General features: G+C 73.7%; 3 protein-coding genes and 1 pseudogene. 1 reads left to right on the top strand and 3 read right to left on the bottom strand.

Annotated features, from left to right (window positions below; genetic code table 11):
• Nucleotides 1-339: 339 nt before the first annotated feature.
• Nucleotides 340-510: a thiazolylpeptide-type bacteriocin gene (locus tag IH13_RS0126725; RefSeq protein WP_018555848.1), complete on the top strand. Its 171-nt coding sequence runs from the start codon at nucleotides 340-342 to the stop codon at nucleotides 508-510.
• 83 nt (nucleotides 511-593) lie between these two features.
• Here IH13_RS0126725 and IH13_RS0126730 read toward each other — a convergent pair whose 3' ends face one another.
• From IH13_RS0126730 to IH13_RS42830, 3 genes and pseudogenes are all read right to left on the bottom strand, one after another.
• The gene (locus IH13_RS0126730; protein ID WP_031088538.1) at nucleotides 594-2546 is read right to left on the bottom strand and encodes a TOMM precursor leader peptide-binding protein; all 1953 of its coding nucleotides are present in this window, start codon (nucleotides 2544-2546) and stop codon (nucleotides 594-596) included.
• Nucleotides 2543-3298, bottom strand: coding sequence for an ABC transporter permease (locus IH13_RS0126735; protein ID WP_031088539.1), 756 nt, complete (start codon nucleotides 3296-3298; stop codon nucleotides 2543-2545). Before IH13_RS0126735 ends, IH13_RS0126730 begins: the two co-directional genes overlap by 4 nt.
• A pseudogene (locus IH13_RS42830) lies at nucleotides 3295-3550 on the bottom strand (ABC transporter ATP-binding protein); the annotation flags it as partial. The gene IH13_RS0126735 and the pseudogene IH13_RS42830, both read right to left, overlap by 4 nt.

The raw sequence follows: 3550 nt of genomic DNA on the forward strand, positions 1-3550 counted from the left end.
CCTCGAAGCCGCTGCCGGCCAGCCGGTCGGCGAACAGGGCGGCCGTACGGCTCTCCTCGCCGGAGAGCTCCGGGGTGCGGTGGACGTCCAGGTAGAGGGTGAGCGCGGATCGGACCACCTCCCGCGGGAGGGCCGGGGCGGTACGGGGCTGGGACCGGGGCATCTCGGGGCTCCTGGTGCGCGGTGTGGAGGGGCGCTGGCGTCGCGTGCCAGCGATGTGTGTGCGGGAGGCAGGCCGAACGGTGAGCGGCGGGCGGTGGAATGGGCGCGTACCCCCCACCGGGCGTACACCCAGCAGGCGGCCCCGAGCCCGGCGGCCCCCGATCCGGAGGAGACACCATGGAGAAGAACCTGAGCACCCTCGCCGACGAGATCCTCGAGCTCGAGGCCGAGACCTTCGAGATCTCCGACTACTCGGACGCCAGCGAGGTCGTGCTCGCCGGTTCCACGAGCACCAGCTCGACCTCGACGTGCAGCTCCACCACCAGCACCACCTCCTGCTCCGCCTGATTCCGGGCGCCGGCAGCCGCAGGGTTCACGCCCGGTATCCGTCCAGCGGACGGGTACCGGGCGTTCCCGCTGCCCGCGCCGCCCTACGGGAACGGGTGCGGGACCATCCGGATCTCGGCGTCGGTCAGGTCCGTGGCGCGGTGGCCGCCGCGCCGCAGCGCGGTGCGCAGCCGCGGCATCAGGGGGGCGCGCTGACGGTTCCAGCCGAAGTCGATCGGCAGGAGTCCCGGCACCAGGGTGCTGACGGTGCGCAGGCCCATGTGCTCCTGCTCCGGGGTGGTCTGGTCGACCACGATCACGTCGTGGCCGGCCCGGGCCAGTGCGCCGGTGACGGCCAGTACGTCGTCGCGCAGGTCGCCGGTGCGGGGGCGGCCGGTCGCCTCCCAGTCCTGGTAGACGGCCTCGAAGGGGCGTACGGCGAGGGGTTCCAGGTAGCTGCGGGCGTGGGCGGCCATCCTGGGCAGGCCGTAGAGCTGGGCGTGGTCCTTGAGGTGGCGGACCCGGAAGAAGTCGTCGGCCATGGCCTCCAGTTCCGCCCGGCGCTCCTCCGTCTGGCGGGAGAGGTGCGGGATGTAGGTGAGCACCTCCGACAGGGCGCCCTCGACCGCGCCGAGCGGGTCCAGCGAGGCCGCCGCGGCGAAGGAGAGGGTGCCGGGGCCGCCGTCGCGGCGCACGGCCAGCGCGGTGACGACGGGGACGGCCAGGTCGATGCGGTTGTCCAGGACGTGGACGTCGTAGCCCTGGAGCGCGGCCCGTTCGGTCATCGCGGCGGCCGTCCCGCCGCCCACGGTCGCCAGGTCGATCTCGGTGAGGCGGGCGTTCCCGTACCAGGCGTTCAGGAAGGCGTCGCGCTCCACGAGTTCGAGGAGGCCGCCGAGGACCGCCTCCTCCAGGCAGCCGCCGATGGCGCAGCCGTTGGAGCACTCGAAGACGAAGTTGTCCGCGGCCAGTCCCGCGCTGTAGTAGACGAGGCGGGACGGGACCAGTACGGGCCGGTCGTCGCGCAGGGACCGGCCCCACTCCCAGGGGATGGCCCGGTCCGGGTCGAAGGGGTCGACCAGCGGGTCGTCGCGGTAGGTGCGGGGGTCGTAGAAACCGCAGGTGGCGGGATCGACGGCGTCGGCCTTGAGGTCGTTGTAGGAGCCGGTGACGGGGGTGGTGGCTCCGCGCCGGTGGGTTCCGGCGTAGCGCTCCAGGCCCTCCAGGAAGGCCAGGGTGCGGCTGGTGGAGAAGGCGTTCTCCTGGCCGCTCCAGGTGACGTCGTTGAGCCCGGCGTAGCCGCGTACGAAGACGCTTCCGGCGACCGGTGCGGTCGTCGGCGAGGTGACGTTGATCCAGGTGCCGCCGCCGAGGGCGCCGCAGACCGGGTTGGCCAGGGCCTCCTCGGGGATGGGGTACGAGGACGCGGGGCGCAGCCGGTAGGTCCCGGGGTCCGGTTTGGGGCGGGCGGTGAGGGTCAGCGGGCGGGGCCCGGCGTCGGTGCGGGGCGGGGCGCAGTCGGGGCACAGCGGATCGGGCAGGAGGGGGTACGTCCGCACCTGGAGGGTCGCCAGGTCGAGCCGGGTGACCTGCGGCAGGGCCCGGTCGGCGGGGGCGGTGGCGGGGGGCCGGACGGCGGTCCCGTCCAGGAGCGCGGCGCAGAGGGCGGCGGCCGTGTCGTAGGTGTGGTCGGTCAACACCGGCCACTGTCCGGCCGGGCGGGGGCCGTCCGGGCCGCCGGTCTCCAGGGCGTCGCGTTCGCTGCGGCTGCGCAGCCGCTGCCAGCGCATCGCGAGGCAGCGTCCGCAGGCCGGCCGGGTGCCGTCGCCGCCCCAGGGGCCGATCAGCACGGCGGAGGCCGAGAGGTGGACGCGCGCCCCGGCGCGGTCGGCGGCGAAGGGGTCCGGGGCGCCCCGGTCGCCGAGGGCGGCCGTGGCGTCGGTCGCACCGACGGGGACGACGGGGACGGGGTGGCCGAGGCGCTCGGCGAGGGCCGAGTGGAGCGCGGACCGGGCGAGGTCCATCGGCTGCGGCAGGGGCCGCGTCAGGGTACTCATGACGACCTCGTCCAGCGGAACGTCTTGACCGCGACCGCGCCGAACACCACGGCGAAGACGGCGAGTCCGGCGCAGCCCACCGCCACGTCGGAGGCGTCGCCGCGTCCGGTCAGCGCGTGGGAGACGGCGTCGTTGAGGTAGCGCAGCGGCATGACCAGGGAGACCTTCTGCAGCCAGGAGGGCATGGCGTCCAGCGGGAAGAAGGACCCGGAGAGGAACGCCATGGGCAGCATGAGGAAGTTGGCGACGGCGGCGACGGACTCCGGGGTGTTGGCGAAGGAGCCGATGATCACGCCGAGCAGCAGGAAGGTGGTGATGCCGAGGATCATGACGGGGACCAGCAGCGGCCAGCCGGAGGCGGGTTCCAGACCGAACAGCGGCAGCATCGCGACGCCGACGAACAGCAGCGACTGGACGGCGCCGACCGCCAGGGCGATGGCGTAGCGGGAGCCGATGACGGCGGAGAGGGGGGCCGGGGACATCCGGATCAGCCGCAGGATGTCGTCGGTGCGCCACTGCATGAGCGTGAAGGCGATACCGAAGACGGCGGCGTTCGCCACACCCCAGGACAGCACTCCGGCGGCGGTGTACGAGAGGTAGGACAGGCCGCTCTCCTCGACGTCCTGGCCCCGGAAGATGAGGCCGAAGACGACGAGGAAGAGGAGCGGGAAGGCGAAGGTGAAGAAGAGGGTCGTCTTGTCGCGGATCTGGGCGCGGTAGCCCGCTCCGGTCAGTGCGGCGTACGCGCTCATGGCTGGTGCTCCGTGGTTTCGGGGGTGCGGAGGGGGGACTGCGGGGCACTGGTGAGCCGGGCGGTCAGGTCGAGGTAGACGTCTTCCAGGCTGGCGGTGCGCGTCTGTACGCCGTCCAGTCCGGTCATCCGGTCGAGGGCGCTGAGGACCTGTCCGGTCGTCCGGGTCTCCAGGACGAGGGAGCCGCCCTGCACCGTGACCCGGTCGACGCCGGAGATGGCCGCCGCCGCCTCCTCGTCGAGCCGGCCCCGC

The sequence above is a fragment of the Streptomyces sp. NRRL WC-3549 genome, from assembly GCF_000721935.1.
Classification (GTDB): Bacteria; Actinomycetota; Actinomycetes; order Streptomycetales; family Streptomycetaceae; genus Streptomyces.